This window comes from Martinezella sp. CNPSo 3795 (assembly GCF_057784475.1).
In genome coordinates, this window is the sequence record NZ_JBXSOQ010000002.1 from 545,836 (window position 1) to 561,579 (window position 15,744).

The window sequence follows — 15,744 nt, forward strand, 5'->3', positions numbered from 1 at the left end:
CGTCGCTAGAATATGTGATGGCGCTATAAAAGTTTTCGCCGGTACGGATCGGCAGAGAAGAGAATATCGATGAATCTTCCAGTTCAAATTTTCACGGGCGCGACCGTGCTCGATACCGTTCTGGTCTGGCTCTCCGCAGGGGCGTTTCTCACTGGCGCCATCGTCAACATGAGTGGCCACCAAAAAATCCGCGCGGGCTTTGTACAGCTCGGATTTCCATCCTGGTGGTGCTGGGTTACGGCCGCGCTTGAGCTCTTGACGGCGGTGTTGTTGGTAACAGCCGGTATCCGATACATCGGAGTGGCATTGGGCGCCTGCATCATGCTCGCTGCAATTGCGGCCATTGTCCGCATCCGGAACTATAGAGAACTCCCACCGCCTGTGGTGTTCCTGTTGTTGCTGGTACTGGCCGGCGTCAGCGGTCATGTTTGAGCATCTCACAGCAGATGAGTTCATCATCCCGAGAACCTCCGCGTAGCTGGCTGGATAAAACCATCCGTCGCCAGACACTGGACGTCACCCGAACTCCCGCCATCAACTCTTCCGAAGGAAAGCGCCGTACGGAGCGAAATCGCCTTCGGACTGCGTAAAGCAACGGCCCCAAGGAGGCCAGACCATCATGTCACATCGCAAAGCCAATACAGTCGTCGTCTATCACTCCGGTTACGGTCACACCCAACGGATGGCTCAGGCCGTCGCGGAAGGGGCAGGAGGCGTGCTTTACGCCATTGACGCTGATGGCAATCTTTCAGATGAGGGATGGGCCGCGTTGGATGCCGCGGACGCCATCATTTTCGGGTCGCCAACCTACATGGGCGGCCCGAGCTGGCAGTTTAAGAAGTTTGCCGATACGTCCTCGAAGGCCTGGTTTGCCAACAAATGGCGGGACAAGGTATTCGGAGGTTTCACCAACAGCGCCAGTTTGAACGGCGACAAGCTCAATACCCTCGAATACTTCGTGCTTCTGGCGGGACAGCACGGCGGTCTTTGGGTCAGCCTGGGAATGAAACCGGCAAATGTGAAGGCGTCGAAACGAGACGATGCGAACAGGATGGGATCATATATCGCGCCCATGTCGCAGTCCGATGCCGACGCAGCCCCAAGTGAAATGTCGAGCGGCGATCTCGAAACCGCCCGCATCTACGGAGAGCGGGTGGCACGAGTTGCGCAGCGGTTAACAGCGGCAGCCTGATATCGGCGCCAACTCTCGAGATTTGAACAGCTCTGGAGCGGATACTCTGATGGGCGCCAGGCCCAGGAAGAGAAGGGAATTGCACTGAGAAGCCCGCGATTTGCTGCGCGACGTCGAGGAGCAGATCGCGGCCGCAATCGGTTTACTGGATCGCACTCTCGCTCATGCGCCGACGGACGGAGGGCATCGTGGTTACTTCGCCGTCGGCAAGGTCATCGCTCCAGACGAATTGCTTGTGGAATGATCGCATTCCATTCACGCAAGTCGAGCATCTGCCGCGCATTCCCGATTGTTCATATACTCCTTGAGGCCAGTTGTCCGGCAGCCTGCTATCTTTAAACTCTGCCTGTTGAATTTGTCTCCAAGCAATTCGCTTGCGCGATACGATGCCCATCTCATGAATCTTGTAAATCAACACCGAACAGCTCCTGGTGCATGTGCTCGACTGCGATGCCGATGCCGCCGACCAGAGCCGCCCGATTGCCAAGCTGACTAATCTCGATGCGAGGTGGGTAAGGCGTACAACGTGGCAGATACCTGCGAATGGCTTCAACAAGTTCGGGGCGCGCGCCGATACTGCCGCCCATGATCACCAGTTCCGGATCGAGGGTCACACCGATCGCGGCAATGGCAAGCGCAATCGATCGCGAAGTTTCCTCAATGACCGCAACAGCGGCCGGCTCGCCAGCCACCAGAGCCGAAAAAAGATCCGCTACGGTTGCGTCGCTCTGCCCACCATATCCGCAATAGCGCCGCACCATCGCCGCACTGCCCACGGCGCTTTCAAGAGTCCCTAGAGTAAAGCCGCCCGGATCAAACGGCTCTCCGCCGAGAGGCAGATAGGCGATCTCCCCGGCGGCACCGCGTGCGCCACGCATGAGGCTACCATTTGCAATAATGCCCATGCCGATACCAGTGCCTACGGCCACGAAGGCAAAATTATCCGATGTGGAGCCGTGCCCTCGCCATCGCTCTCCTTGTGCAGCAAGGTTGACGTCGTTTTCAATGACGACGGGGATTGCCATCCGGTCGCTCAGGAGCCGGCGCAAGTCAATCGTTTCGACTCCCGGGATGTTCGGGGCGACATTGATATGTCCCGTGGCCGGATCAAGCACGCCTGGTGTCGCCAGCACTATGACGCGCAATTTCGAGAGAGCGATGTCGGCGCCCCCGGCGAGGTCCTGTATAATGGCGTGGAATTGATCAACGAGATGAACCCCGCCGCGCGAGCTTGTCGGCACCTTGGTTTCAGCGACGATATTTCCAACCAGATCGCAGATGACGGCCGCGATTTTGGTTCCGCCTAGATCGATCGATGCAGCGAAACCGGCACTTGCATCGAGCTCGTAGGTTATTGCGGTTCGCCCCAGGCGCCCATCGGTGTATCCAGTCGGCTTCAACCAACCATTATTTTCGAGATTGCGAACGACGTCGGAAATCGTTTGCTTGGACAAGCCCGTTTGCTTGGCGATATCCGCGCGGGAAATAGGGCCTTTGGCAAGTATGGTCCGAATGACGGAATTTGTTGAAATTTTTCGCGCTATCGGTGTCTGGGTCGCATTTGGCATCAGTGCTGGCTCGCGTTCTGCCTCTAATTAGTTCGGGACCTTTTCCTAATTCATCCAACCTCGCGCTGTGGCTGCGCTAGCTTCGGCTGGAATATCGCAAAATTCAAGTGAATCTCCGTGAGTTGGCTAAGCAAAACCATTTAATTTGTCCATGTCATTGACAAATTAAGCGCCCAATTTGTAGACTTGCCCAATGGCTGAGCAAGTTGCGGAGGGGTAATGAAAGCGAGGTCAAAGGATGTGTAATCCCGCATTCGTCGAGGACTTCGTGGCGCTCCATTCCGGCGAGTGTACTGGATATTGCAACCTGGATCTCACGCTTGATCCCATCTCCGACACCGCGCGTTGAAAGGTGCTGGATTTGCCATGATGACCCCCACATCCCAAGGCGAAATCACAACCAAGCACCCGGTCATTCTGCCGATCATGGCGCCTCGACTGCAGGCGGACGCGCATCCCGACGGGTATCTTGATCTCGCCCTTTGGGGAAGTGGCCGTCTTGGGCGAATACGTTTTTCCAGACTTGCCGGACCTTACGTTTACGGTCCAAACAGGGTCACCGCCGAAGCAGGTGGCATCTTCGTCGCCCAGTCAAAGCCCATCCTTGTGATCCGCAATGCCCGCCTGGAAGGAATCCATTCGGCTCGTCGGGGTGCCTGGTGGCATGAGATCGACGAGGACAGTCAGCGAACCAAGATCATCAAACGCGATAATCGCCGTATCGTCGTGAGTGGCTGGGGTGTGATGATCGTCGAGGTTGACGACGGAGATATCCGCGTCGCGGCCGGGGCCTCGGAAGAGGAGGCTGAAGCCGCATTGAGCCTTGCCAGCGACGCTATCTTGGCAGAAGCGGCGAATTATGTCGCCCGGTGCGACGTCGCGCCCGATGCCGATCCCGTGATGCGCAGCATGGTGGTTCAAGGCACGCATGCCGCGCTTTCCAGCATTCGACTGGACGAGAACGGTGTGTTCGCCGGCTTAGCCGCGGGTCAGGCCTATAGCGCGCCCGCGCGCACCTATTATCGCGATGGCTACTGGACGATGCAAATGCTGCTGAAGCTTGCGCCGGATGCAGTACGCGATGAAATTCGACTTTTGGCCAAGGGAATTCAGCCTGATGGAGAGGCGCCAAGCGGCGTGATATTGACCGGACCGGCGCAATCGCGCGCCTGGCAGAACTTCGTTCTTGATGCCAAACAAAATCCCGAAAAATATCGTGGCAAGGCTGCTCCGGAGCATCACAATCGTCCAGGTGATTGGTGGAGCGATCATTTTGACAGCCCGCTTTTCTTCATCCTCTTTCTCGTCGATTATGTGGACGCGACCGGGGATACGGCGGAAGCATTGCGGCACTGGCCGCTTGTCACCGCCATCGTTGAACGATACCTGGCCCTCGCAGGCCCTGGCAGCGTATTGCCGCTGAAGCCGCGAAACGACAGGGACTGGGCGGACAATGTCTATCGGGAAGGTCTCGTATCCTACAATCTCGGCCTTTTCGTCGGTGCACTGGATGCGGTAGCTAAACTGGGAGCCGGGCATGATCCCGCATTGGCGCGGAAGGCAAGCGAAATAGCGCTGTCCGCTCGCGCCGAAATCGAGGACAAGCTTTTTGTCCCGAGCAGGAACGGTTACGCCGATTTCGTCACTCCTGATGGATTTGTCGAGGATCATCTCGTGCTCGACAGTCTGACACTCTCCCGTTATGGGGCGATTTCGCGAACGCGCGCCATTGGTCTCCTGAAGGCGATGGAAGGGGCTCTTGAGGCTCGAAACAATACGAAACAGCCCTATGGGGATTGGGGCGTCCTTTGCGCGTTTCCACCATTTAAGCGGGCAAGTGACGTAAGATCGAAGACCGCGTTCCCCTTTCGCTATCACAATGGATCGGATTGGCCCTATTGGGACGGCGTCTATGCGGAAGAAAGAATACGCCACGGTCTCGGTGGAGCGCGTTATGCGCTTATACGCTGGTGGGAAACCTGCCTCGCAAATGGATGGGCCGGTGCGGTCGAATATTTCTCGCCGCCATACGGACGCGGTTCCCTTCTGCAGGGATGGAGTGCGATGCCGGCGGCTGTTGTTCTTAAATATGGCCTAGAGGCTGCGAACGCGGAGAATAGGTAATGAGCGGATGGGCCGGATTTTCCTTAGACTACCGGCTTGTCCAATCTCATGACGAAGGCGAGGTGACCGTTTTGGCTGAGTTCTTCGAAACCGAGATGCCGGTAAAATCCCTTGGCGTGCTCGTTCGCGGGGCTGACACCAAGATGGACGCCAGGTGCGCCATACGCCGTGAGGGCTTCGAGCATGGTCTTGATCATCAGCCGTCCCCATCCGCCCGATTGGGCTTCAGGCAGAATATTGATGTGAAGATGCGCGGGGTAGGTCTCTTCAAGGCCCGGCGTGCCGCTGTGAGGACTGGCTATTCGCTCCAGAACATCGGCGTCTTTTTCCGTCTTGGGTATCAGACCGGCGATCTCGCGGCGAACAACCGGCCACCAATCTCTGCGGAGCACTGTGTCAAAGCCGGCGGTATCCGGCGTACCGACAACATAGCCGACTACCCGATCCTGCCTGGCAAGAACGAACGCAAAATTCGGAGCGAATTTGAGATAAGGCACGGCCCATACGTAGCCGGGAAGGCGCGGATTGCTGTAAAGCGCACTCGCGTCGGCCCCGGCGTCAGCCGTGACCAGGCAAATGTGAAAGAGGGCGTCAACGTCGTCCTCAGTGGCCGGGCGGATGAAATAATCATCGATCTTGGGAGGCATGGCATCATCGATCTGCTGGCCGCTGCTCGGTGAGAACTGACGTCAGGCGGCGGTAAAACTGGGAAGTTTGAGGGACTGCATCTGAGGGCCACACCCGCAGATTTTGGAAAAGAATAAGGAAATTCGTCGGTCCAGTAAAGGCCCGACAATGCAAGACATTCGGCGCGTCTTAGCAAGATCAGCCGGTTGGAATCGATAGAAACTGCCAAAACGCAGCTAGAGGGAACCAATCAATGTTTAGCGATTTCATCTCCACCAATGCAGCATCCATTCTGAAGAAGACAGGAATTTTGGCGGCATCCGCCTTCATTGGCATCGGCATGTCGACAACTGTCTTTGCCGAGACGCTCACGGTTTGGGACGACCACGATTCTGAGTCGAGAGCCGCCGTGATGACCGAACTCAACGCCAATTTCCAGAAGGCGCATCCCGACGTTAAGCTTGATCACACCGTACGCGATTTCCAGGACCTCAATCTCACGCTTAAGCTCGCCGTTTCGTCTGGCGATGGTCCGGTGGTGACTAAGGTCAACCAGGGAGCCGGCGCGATGGGCGCGATGGTGAAGGAAAACCTTCTCGTTCCTGTCGATAACTACCTCAAGAAATATGGATGGGATAAAAACCAGTCCGATAGTCTCCTGGCGCGTGACCGCTGGTCGAGCAAGGGCGAGTTCGGTGTCGGTGAGACCTATGGCATCTCGTCGCTCGCCGAAATCGTCGGCCTCTATTACAATGAAAAGGTTCTGAAAGCCGCTGGCGTCGAACTTCCGATCAAGAACTTCGACGATTTCCTTGCCGCTCTCGATAAGGTCAAGGCGGCAGGCAGCGCGCCGCTGACAATAGGTACAGCCAAGGGCCATCTGGCGCTCCATATGTTGGCCGGGATCAGCCAGGCGCATATCGATGCTTCGGATCGAAAGGCGCTCGATGACCTGATCTATGGCCGCGGCGGTACATGGAATACGCCCGGCAATCTGGAATCGGTGAAACTTGTACAGAAATGGGCAACAAACGGCTATTTCTCCGATGGTTACCAGGGCATCTCGGGCGATGATGCCGTTCAGCTTTTTGTCGCCGGCCAAGGGGCCTTCCTGATTTCGGGCACCTGGTACTTCGGCGATATGCAGAACAATCCCGATATCCATTTCATGCCCATCCCGGCGCCCGCCGGCATCAAGCATCCGCTTTCAGTTGGCGGCGTCGACCTTGCCTGGGCGATCACCAGCCTGGCCAAGAGCGACAAAATGAAGGACCTCGCCGGCGAGTACATCAACTACATGGTCTCCAAGGACGCATCTGTTACCTGGGCCCGCGCCGGCTATCTGCCCGCCACCCCTGTTCCGGCAGACGCCGCGGTTAACGCGTCCCCGCTCCTGAAGGAGGGCATCGCGATCTGGAAATCATTGAACGATGACAATGCACTCGGGCATTATCCCGATTGGGCGAGCCCAACCATGCTCAAGACGTTTGATGAAAACACGCCCCTATTGCTTGCGAACAAGGAAACGCCTGAAGAGCTGATCGCCAAGCTCGACGCGGACTACGCCGCCTACATGAAGAGCAAGTGATTGCCGGCGAACAAGCAAATCCCGCCGCGCTACTCGATCGAAGAAAGGCAGCGGCGGGAAACTTCGGTACGTCTATCCTGATCACGGCCAGAGCGGCGCCATTCGACCTCTGGCATATCCACGAGATGGTGCATGAAACGCTCACCACTTGACGCGAAGGCCAGCAGAAATCTCGTCTACGTTCTGCCTGGCTTGCTGCTCTATTTTGCTCTCATTCTCGGTCCTATTGTCGCGGCAATCGGTATCAGTTTCACTGAATGGAATGGGATCAGCCCGCCCAATTGGATCGGCCTTGGCAATTATGTAAAATTGTTTTCAGATGAAACTTTCTATGTTGCATTGAAAAACAATGCTCTCTTCATGGTGTTTTACTGCGTCATCCCGATTGTCATTGGCCTGTCACTTGCCGCGATGGTCTGGACGTTTAGGCAGCGGGAGCAGTTCGCGCTGCGGACATTGCTATTCCTGCCCTATATCATGCCCACCGCCGTGCTTGGCATCATTTGGCACTGGCTTTACAATCCTGCTTTTGGTCCGATAAACCAGGCGTTAAAGCTGGCTGGCCTGGGTTCCATCGCCCTACCCTGGCTTGGCGATTTCACGTTTGTCCTACCAGCGGTCGGCATTGTTGCGAGTTGGTATTTCTTCGGTTTCTGCATGGTGTTGTTTCTCTCCGGCATCCAGCGGATCGATCCTGCACTGTTTGAAGCGGCGAGGGTCGATGGTGCCAGCGGAAGTAGGATTTTCTTCTTCATCACACTGCCGCTCCTGCTGCCGGAAATACGCATCGCGCTCCTTCTCACGATCATTTCCTCGATCAAGAGTTTTGATCTAATCTTTACGATGACTCGGGGCGGACCGGCCAACGCCACACTTGTTCCCAACATCTATATGTATGAGCTTGGCTTTCAACTGAATCGTTATGGATATGCTTCGGCCGTTGCCATCATCGGTGCGATTCTCGTCTTTACTATCAACTATGCCGTTCACCGGCTGGTGCGCCCTGTGAATGAGGGGAGTGCAACGTGAGCAGAGATTTTCATACGATAGGCGCGGTGCTACCCTCACGTATCATTCTTTGGCTGTTCGCGGTCTTGGCGATTGTTCCCTTTGCCCTTCTGATACTTACGTCTCTGAAGAGCCGCGCCGATCTGATACAAGGCGCATTCGTATTGCCGGCATACCCGCATTTTGAGAACTATGCAAATGCTTGGATCGATGGCCGGTTTAATGTCTATTTCCTGAATTCCGTCATGATTGTTTTCCCCGTTGTCGTGGTTAGCATCATACTTGGCACGTTGACGGGATTCGGATTCGCGTTCCTGACCTTTCCGTTCAGGCGCGCCATTTTCGTCCTTTTAACTGTTGGAATGATGGTGCCGACCGAAGCCTTCATTATTCCACTCTACTATGAAATGCGCTATGTCGGCCTCATAAACACCTATGCTGCGCTGATCCTTCCCCAAATCGCCATGTCTCTGCCTTTCGCCACCATGTTCATGGCTAGCGCGATGCAACAACTGCCATCGGAAATCATAGAAGCAGCAGTTCTCGATGGAGCATCCAGAAGATATATTCTTTCAAAAGTTATCGTACCTTTGATGCTGCCGTCGATGTCCACGCTGGCATTGTTCCTGTTCATTTGGACATGGAACGAGTTTCTTATTCCGCTTGTTCTCGTCAATGACGATAACTATCGCACTCTGCCAATTGGTATGTTATTTTTCCAGGGACGTTATACGGTCAATACGCCTGTGTTGACGGCGGGCGCTGTCATCGTTATCGGACCGCTCATTCTTGCCTATATGTTCTTCCAACGGAAACTCATCACAGGCCTGACGGCTGGAGCGACGAAGTAAAATCACCTTGCTCTCGATTGAAAAAATCGGTCGCGCGCTCGGGCGCCATGAAGCAATGGGAATCTTCTTTCGCCGATCATCGCGCCATCCCCGCGCCGAATGCGGCTATGCAATTATTGGATCCCCCAATCGCTTTGCCCGTTGAGATGACGCGCAAATCCGGTTATCTGCCTGTCCGTCCAATTCGCGAATAGTAAGGTCCCGGCCGTATGGCTCCCAATTTCCTCGTCACCCATTCCGGCGGCTTCCATGCCGACGAAGTGTTGTCCAGCGTCATTCTCACGCGGCTTTTCCCTGATGCGCGACTGGTTCGCAGCAGGGCGCCAGAATGGATCACGCCCGGTGTCGATCGCATCGTCTACGATGTCGGCGGCGCTTATGATGCAACTGCCGCGATTTTCGATCATCACCAGCGCGGCGCACCGCGACGCGACGATGATCAGCCCTTCAGTTCGTTCGGGTTGATCTGGAAACATTTCGGTCGCGATTACCTGACAGCCCTCTTGGTCCCAAGCGGCTTTGTCGAAACCGTGCATGCGGCTTTCGATGCCGGCTTCGTCCTGCCGATCGACTTGGTCGACAATGGTGCGCTCAGCCCGGATAGCGCCGGCCTGCTGGCTGGGTTGACCCTGCCGTCGTTGCTCGAAACATTGAAGCCCGTCTTCGACGACGCGGACCCGGAGGCGACCGATCGGGCATTCCACGCTGCCGTTGCGATCGCCAGCAATTTCGTCGAAGCGAAGATTGCCGGACTCCATGCGAAACTGCGTGCCGAAACTCTGGTGCTGCAGGCGATTGCGTCCGCCGGCGAGAGCCGTGTTCTCGAACTGCCGATGGGCATGCCGTTTCGTTCGGCGATCGTGAAGGCGGGTGCCGATCATCTCCTGTTCGTGGTCCATCCGCGCGAGGCCGACTGGTGCCTGACGGGAATTCGCCGCGCGGAGGAAGGATTCGAACTGCGAGCCGATCTTCCGGTGGGCTGGGCTGGATTGAGCGGCCGCGACCTGGAAATGGCGACCGGTATTGAGGGCGCAAGTTTCTGCCACAACGGCCGATTTATCGCCGCCGCCAAAACGCGAGAGGCGGCGCTCGCTCTCGCCAGGTTGGCGGTGAATGACGCGGAGCAAGGAGCCGGTTGACCATCGGCTTGAGGCCGAGCGCAATCGCCGTTTCACGGGGCGACTCCGGCCTGAGCATCGAGCGGATCGGCATACGGAAGCCACTCATTTTGCAACCAGAACCGGGTTGCTCCTGAATTCGCGCGCTGTTCAGATCGACTGAAAATACTTACAGCTGAAATTATTTGGGGATGATCCCGCGTCACCGTTGCTCCCATGAGCATGCATTGGCACGATCACGACACCAAAAAGGAGGCTTGTCATGCGCTTATCCGCCCCGCCGATGTCGAAAGAACGACTTGCGCAGTTGCTCGCTGGTTTTTTGCCGGATACCAAGCAGCAAGTGGGCCAAACCGGTATGCGGAGCCAGGACGGTGGAAAAGTGATATGTGAGGAAGCCTCGCCCGGCGGAACTAATTCGCAGTAGCTTGAGATCGCGCTCGAAGCGTTGGTAGGGAAACGTGCGGACGCGGTAGAAAGGGCGCATTGAGGTGATAGTCAACAGTTTGGCCCATCCGGCAGGCCGTAAACCGCGGCGGGCTGGCTCACACCCTTCAGCGTGAAAATCCCGAGCCGTTCAAATCCGTCTTGGACCTGCGAAGCGAATAGTTCGGAGGCCAACACGCTGCGTTGGACCGTATCGCACAACTTTTCCATCCGGGCCGCCTCGTTGACAGCTCTGCCGATTGCCGTGAAATCAAGTCTGCGGGCAGCTCCGACGTTTCCGTAGAATACGTCTCCGATATGCAGAACGATATCGACGAGGAGCTGTGGTTCCTTGGAAACCATGCGTGCCCGGTTGACCGCCGCATTCGCCTCGATTGCCATCTTCGCCGCGGACAGGGCTCTTTCACACGCGTTGGCCGGATCTTCGATATCGGTCGGGAAGATTGCAAGCAGGCTATCGCCCATGAATTTGAGGATCTCGCCGCCGAATTGCTCGACTGGCCCGCCGATCGCGTCGAAATGCTCGTTCAGCCAACCGACGATACGCTCGGGCGGAAAACCTTCGTTTAGCGCCGTGAAATTCTTCAGGTCCGCAAGCAGGATGGCGGCATGGATGGCATCACCATTGCCACGCCGTGTCTGGCCGCTGAGAATGCGGCCGCTCGTGCGGGCTCCGGTATAAACGGCGAGCATGTCGGTCGCCACACGCATCGCCGCGATGCGGCAGCAGGCGAGGGCGAGAGCCGGTAGAAATTCATCCAGGGCGGCAATCTGGCCGTCGGAAAACCCCTCCGGGTTATCGACAGCCAAGGAGAAGCCGATGCCGCCCAGCGCGGTTCCCCCGGGAAACCGGGCAAGTTTTACCAGGTAATCGGTTGCCCCAAGATCGGAGAGTTCATTTAGCAGCGGGAACCCGGCTGCGTCACCGCCGGGCGGCAGTCTCCAGCGCCCAACATCGAGTTCTCGTGAAAGAAGATATGAAATAGGCGAGCGGCGAAACATCGCGTCACCCGCTTCGCCGTGCTCTTGTATTTCGAGAGAGATGCTCGACGACCGCGACCAGGAAATCGAAGAGCCTCTTTGAAGCGGGTCGATGGATGGCATGGCTATGGACGCCCTAACGAGTGGATAGCCGAGCCTGGTCAGCCGTTCTGAAACTCCGGTCAGGATCTCTTCGATGCTGTCGCTGGTCAGGCCCATGGCTATGATCCAGTCGACCAACTCCCGCGTCTGCGTCACTTCGTAAGCTCCTCCGAACGGCAAAGTTTGAGAATATCGTCGACCGAGTTTGGTGCTCGGCCCAAATCAATGGGCAGCCTAGCATGGAAACTGGCGAAAGTACCTTGCGCGCGCGAGCGGGGTGGGGGCCATGAACAAGATCCGCCAATAGGTGCGCGGGTGCAGGTAGTCGTCGACGTGTGGGATGCTGCCGAAGAGCTGCAGGGGGTAGGTGCCAACCGTCGGCATATCATTGAAATGCCAGCTGGCAGAAACAAGTGTGGCAAAGTGGCGACACGTATCGATCACTAAGCAAAAAGCCGTAATTTCCTAAGAATAGTCCATAGTTTTCTAAAATACCGCCGCCTCGAATGCAGCCATCCTCGCCATGGTAACCATTCGGTGCGCTATGGACATTCAATTCTCAGGTTTTGAAATTTTTGCTCCGAAAATAGAGATGGCCTGGACTGTCCTGCAACGGCCAGATGCCCGCCGCGCCCGTGCGGGGACGAAGCTCCCTTCCGACCACACGCATGCTGGACTGCATCCCGCTCCGACGCCGCCCGGGGGACACGGATATCACTGCAGATCGAAAGCCAGGCATCTGGATGGGACGCGTATACCAAGAATTGCGAAATTTCGCCGACGGCGCAGGCGTGGATACCGGCCCAACCATGAAGCGCTTTGCCCGGTTTTCAGCATGCCGGCAACGCCAGGGGCGATCAGGATCAGATCCGACGAGACTTGCATCCGATGATGGATTTTCGCCGCAGGCATGAAACGCGCCTGAGGCATCGGTCATCCATGACTTGTGTGTAGTGCCATACAGCCAGCCTTAGGAATTCGGCAAAGCCGATGCTTCAATTGATCGGGAGAGTCGCATGAACACTGAAAAGATCATAATCTTTGACACCACTTTGCGTGATGGCGAGCAAAGCCCCGGCATCAACCTCGACGCCGGGGAGAAGGTCGAGATCGCGCTTATGCTCGAAGGGCTGAAAGTCGACGTGATCGAGGCCGGCTTTGCCGTCTCCAGTCCAGGCGAGTTCGACGCGATCAAGGCCGTGGCGAGTGTCGTGAAGGACAGCACGATTTGCAGCCTGAGCCGCGCGGTCGAGCGCGATATCGATCTGACGGCGGAGGCTGTTTCCGGTGCGGCATCGTCCCGTATCCATATCGTGCTGGCGACCTCACCCATTCACATGAAATACAAGTTGCAAATGACACCGGAAAACGTGCTCGAACATGCCGTTCGCGCGGTGGCCCACGCGCGACGTTATTCCGAGGATATCGAGTTTTCCTGCGAGGACGCGAGCCGATCGGAGCCCGAATTTCTTGCCCGTTTCGTGGAACAGGTGATCAAAGCCGGCGCAACCACGGTCAGCCTGCCTGATACGGTCGGCTACGCCACGCCTTACGAATACGGCAAGCTATTCACCTATCTGCGCGATGTCGTGCCCAACGCTGACAAGGCCGTATTCTCCGCGCATTGTCACAATGATCTGGGCATGGCTGTTTCCAACTCGCTCGAAGCGACTCGGCAGGGCGCGCGCCAGATCGAATGCACGATCAACGGTATCGGTGAGCGAGCGGGCAATGCGTCGCTTGAGGAGATCGTCATGGCGCTGCATACACGCGAGGATTTTTTCCGATGCCAAACCTCCGTTGAAACCCGGCGTTTGACGGCCGCATCCAGGCTCGTCTCGGAGATCACGGGTTTCGTTGTGCAGCCTAACAAAGCGATCGTCGGCAGGAATGCCTTCTCGCATCAGTCCGGCATTCACCAGGATGGCATGTTGAAGAACCCGTTGACCTATCAGATCATGACGGCGGCGGAGGTCGGTGCCGACGAGTATCGGCTGGTGCTCGGTAAGAATTCGGGCCGCAACGGTTTTCGCATGTGCATGCGCTCGCTGGGGGTCGAATTCGGTTCCGACGCCGATCTCGATCGCGCTTTCTCCCGTTTCAAGGATATCGCCGATCAAAAGGCATCGCTTTGCGATGAGGACCTTCTGGCGACGGTTGTCGGTATGGAAGCCCTCTCCCGGGAAAGCCACATCGCCTAGTTCTGCTTCCAGAACGTCTAAACGGGATCGGACATGTGCCGGCACCGCGCTTGCCGCGGACCTCGGCCGGCCCGGGGGAACCGCGCGTCAATAGTTTGCAGCATTCGGGAACGATGGTCACAGCGGAGAAGCGAAAAAATGACGATGGATCTTGCAGTCGAAACGGCGGGCGACATTCGGATAGCCAAGCCGAGAGCAGTGCCAAAAACAGGATATGAATTCCTGATCGATACGCTTGCGACCTGGAATGTGCGTCACTATGCCGGGGTCACGGGAGGAGGGGTCATCCATTTGCTCAAACACATCGAGCCGATGGTCTCTGCCGACGACGGTGCCGAGTTCCCGGTCTTCTTCAATATCGGAGAGTATGTCGCCGGCTTTATTCCGTTGGGATACTATCTGGCGAGCGGGAAAATCGGTGCGGCTATTGCGACAACGGGAGCCGCAACACGGCTGCTGACCTGCGGCCTGAGTGATGCGAAATTGCACAATATTCCGGCAATCTATCTCATTCCTCTCAGCCCTGCGGATACGCGATACCGAGCGCCGCTGCAAGATACGAGTCCGGAAGGCGCGGACGTCGTGGCTCAGATGATGGCCGAGCTGCCATCAGGCACATTCGTCCTGAATGATCCGGAACGTATCGGAGAGCAACTCGAGCAGGCCCGCAAACATCTCGATCAGGGCTCGCCTATCGCACTTCTGATGCCGCCGGAGGCGCTCGGAAAGATGGTGCCTGAGCCGGTCCATACGCCTCGGCGTGGTGACTACCCCCATAAACCAAACAGGATCGACCATGGGGCGCTCGCCCATTTTCTGGCCGAATTCCCGCGGCAATCGGCTGGGCGCCGGGTGATCGTGCTCGCTGGAGAAGAGGCGGCCATGTATCCGTATATGCCTGTTCTCACCACACGTTTGTGCAAGGCATTACAGGCACCGATCGTCTGGAGCATAAACGGGGCGAATGCGGTGGCGCGCAACAATGTCTTCGGTTTCGGCTATCTGGGATTTGGCGGTAATGATCGCGCAATGCAGCTCTGGAGAAGCCTTGGCCCTGACGATATTGTCATCACTCTCGGATTTTGCCCTGACGAATATACGCTTAATTTTTCGGACATACCTGCCCATACGACATGGAATTTCACCAATCTGGCCGCCCCTTATGGCAGCGTTGGAGGCGAATTTCGGCATCGCGTACGAGGCGAATATTTCGATGTTCGAGGACCGATCGATCAGGTTCTGAGCGAAGCGATCGGTCGGCTCGAGGACCTTCAGCTGCCGCGCCCTCCGGCACCGGCTTTCGTGGCCGATCTTAATGATCGCGAGATCATGCCGCCACGTCCCGGCACAATCGATATCGCCCGATTTTATCAGGAGCTCGATCGTCATTGGCGGCCGGGAAGCGTCGCATTCGATGATGTGTGCCTTGCCTACAAGGATCGTCAGTATGTCACGCAGCGCCCGCATCCGGACGTCCGCTTCCATTCGCTCTATCGCGGTTCGGCAATGGGCGGAGCATTCGGCGTGGCAATCGGCGCTAAGCTCGCGAAACCGGACGCGACGGTCTTCGCTTTTACGGGTGATGGCTGCTTCCGGCTGATTGCCGGTTGCCTGGCCGAAGCCCGATCATTGGGGCTCGTCCTGTTCGTGCTGGACAACGGCGCGCTTGGCATCATGGTGCAGGGCCCGCCCGTGGTCATTCCCGACTATTCGTCCGATCGCTACCACAGCGATCTGCACCGCATCGACTTTGGATCGATGGCGCGCGCATGCGGTTGGGAAAGCCGCAAGCTGGCGCCGGATCTTAGCAACCTGGCCGAGATCATGCGCGAGAGCTACGGCCCTGGTCGCTCATCCATCCTGGTCGAGGTGCCCGTCGACGCAGAGCAGGTGGTGGGACAAAACCCGCGGGCCAACAACCTGTAGCCCCCAAGCGG

At 57.1% G+C, this 15,744-nt stretch carries 13 protein-coding genes; 10 read left to right on the forward strand and 3 right to left on the reverse strand.

Going from position 1 to position 15,744, the window contains the following annotated elements; all coding sequences use genetic code 11:
- Positions 1 to 69: 69 nt before the first annotated feature.
- From AC13QY_RS07390 to AC13QY_RS07400, 3 genes are all read left to right on the forward strand, one after another.
- Positions 70 to 432: a DoxX family protein gene (locus AC13QY_RS07390; RefSeq protein WP_113331161.1), complete on the forward strand. Its 363-nt coding sequence runs from the start codon at positions 70 to 72 to the stop codon at positions 430 to 432.
- 187 nt (positions 433 to 619) lie between these two features.
- Positions 620 to 1,192 carry a flavodoxin family protein gene (locus AC13QY_RS07395; protein ID WP_488493092.1) on the forward strand — a complete coding sequence of 191 codons (573 nt, stop codon included), beginning with the start codon at positions 620 to 622 and terminating at the stop codon, positions 1,190 to 1,192.
- Positions 1,193 to 1,292: 100 nt separating this feature from the next.
- Positions 1,293 to 1,436 (forward strand): hypothetical protein, encoded by a 144-nt coding sequence (locus AC13QY_RS07400; RefSeq protein ID WP_488493093.1) that lies wholly within the window; start codon positions 1,293 to 1,295, stop codon positions 1,434 to 1,436.
- 151 nt (positions 1,437 to 1,587) lie between these two features.
- Here the strand turns inward: AC13QY_RS07400 and AC13QY_RS07405 are convergent, their stop codons facing one another.
- A complete protein-coding gene (locus AC13QY_RS07405) occupies positions 1,588 to 2,760 on the reverse strand; it encodes an ROK family transcriptional regulator (RefSeq protein WP_488493094.1) in 1,173 nt (390 codons plus the stop codon).
- 369 nt (positions 2,761 to 3,129) lie between these two features.
- On the opposite strand from AC13QY_RS07405, the gene AC13QY_RS07410 reads away from it, so the two are divergent.
- Positions 3,130 to 4,884, forward strand: coding sequence for a glucosidase family protein (locus AC13QY_RS07410; protein ID WP_488493390.1), 1,755 nt, complete (start codon positions 3,130 to 3,132; stop codon positions 4,882 to 4,884).
- Between the two features lie 23 nt (positions 4,885 to 4,907).
- Here the strand turns inward: AC13QY_RS07410 and AC13QY_RS07415 are convergent, their stop codons facing one another.
- Positions 4,908 to 5,531, reverse strand: a complete 624-nt coding sequence (locus tag AC13QY_RS07415) for a GNAT family N-acetyltransferase (protein WP_488493095.1) — start codon at positions 5,529 to 5,531, stop codon at positions 4,908 to 4,910.
- A gap of 233 nt (positions 5,532 to 5,764) precedes the next feature.
- On the opposite strand from AC13QY_RS07415, the gene AC13QY_RS07420 reads away from it, so the two are divergent.
- From AC13QY_RS07420 to AC13QY_RS07435, 4 genes are all read left to right on the forward strand, one after another.
- Complete coding sequence (locus AC13QY_RS07420) at positions 5,765 to 7,099, forward strand: extracellular solute-binding protein (protein WP_488493096.1); 1,335 nt, start codon at positions 5,765 to 5,767, stop codon at positions 7,097 to 7,099.
- A 132-nt stretch (positions 7,100 to 7,231) separates the two neighbouring features.
- Positions 7,232 to 8,128 (forward strand): carbohydrate ABC transporter permease, encoded by an 897-nt coding sequence (locus AC13QY_RS07425; RefSeq protein ID WP_488493097.1) that lies wholly within the window; start codon positions 7,232 to 7,234, stop codon positions 8,126 to 8,128.
- Positions 8,125 to 8,958 (forward strand): carbohydrate ABC transporter permease, encoded by an 834-nt coding sequence (locus tag AC13QY_RS07430; protein ID WP_488493098.1) that lies wholly within the window; start codon positions 8,125 to 8,127, stop codon positions 8,956 to 8,958. Before AC13QY_RS07425 ends, AC13QY_RS07430 begins: the two co-directional genes overlap by 4 nt.
- A gap of 209 nt (positions 8,959 to 9,167) precedes the next feature.
- Positions 9,168 to 10,097: an MYG1 family protein gene (locus tag AC13QY_RS07435; RefSeq protein WP_488493099.1), complete on the forward strand. Its 930-nt coding sequence runs from the start codon at positions 9,168 to 9,170 to the stop codon at positions 10,095 to 10,097.
- A gap of 477 nt (positions 10,098 to 10,574) precedes the next feature.
- Here the strand turns inward: AC13QY_RS07435 and AC13QY_RS07440 are convergent, their stop codons facing one another.
- Positions 10,575 to 11,762, reverse strand: a complete 1,188-nt coding sequence (locus tag AC13QY_RS07440) for an adenylate/guanylate cyclase domain-containing protein (protein WP_488493100.1) — start codon at positions 11,760 to 11,762, stop codon at positions 10,575 to 10,577.
- 860 nt (positions 11,763 to 12,622) lie between these two features.
- On the opposite strand from AC13QY_RS07440, the gene AC13QY_RS07445 reads away from it, so the two are divergent.
- Positions 12,623 to 13,807 carry a 2-isopropylmalate synthase gene (locus tag AC13QY_RS07445; RefSeq protein ID WP_145321428.1) on the forward strand — a complete coding sequence of 395 codons (1,185 nt, stop codon included), beginning with the start codon at positions 12,623 to 12,625 and terminating at the stop codon, positions 13,805 to 13,807.
- Between the two features lie 138 nt (positions 13,808 to 13,945).
- The gene (locus AC13QY_RS07450; protein WP_488493101.1) at positions 13,946 to 15,733 is read left to right on the forward strand and encodes a thiamine pyrophosphate-dependent enzyme; all 1,788 of its coding nucleotides are present in this window, start codon (positions 13,946 to 13,948) and stop codon (positions 15,731 to 15,733) included.
- The last annotated feature ends 11 nt before the right edge of the window (positions 15,734 to 15,744 follow it).